The 410-nt window shown below is 76.3% G+C and carries 1 protein-coding gene; it reads left to right on the top strand.

Annotated elements, in window-relative coordinates:
* The coding region (locus AC066S_RS39745) for a sigma-54-dependent transcriptional regulator (protein WP_478272054.1) at positions 1-410 on the top strand (410 nt) is incomplete at both ends.

The following is a 410-nucleotide window of genomic DNA, read 5'->3' as shown; positions in this document are numbered from 1 at the left end:
GCATGGAGCTGCTGCGCCTGCTGCGGCAGCGGGATGCCGCCCTGCCGGTGGTGCTGGTCACGGGGCACGGCGACGTCGCGATGGCGGTGGAGGCGATGCGCGACGGCGCCTACGACTTCATCGAAAAACCCTTCTCGTCCGAGCGCCTGCTGCTCACCGTGCGCCGCGCGCTGGAGCGCCGGGCCCTGTCGGACGAGCTGCAGCGGCTGCGCGCGCGCGGCGGCACCGACGCGCTCGCGGGGCTGGTGGGCCAGTCGCCCGGCATGGCGGAGGTGCGCCGGCTGGTGGCCGCGCTCGCGCCGCTGGACGTGGACGTGCTGCTGCACGGCGAGACCGGCGCGGGCAAGGAGGTGGTGGCGCGCGCCCTGCACGCCGCCAGCGGCCGCACGGGCCCGTTCGTGGCCATCAAC

It is taken from the genome of Bradyrhizobium sp. CFUWI, assembly GCF_056429085.1.
Note: the sequence above shows the minus strand (reverse complement) of the source record. Positions and strands in the feature narration are given on the sequence as shown.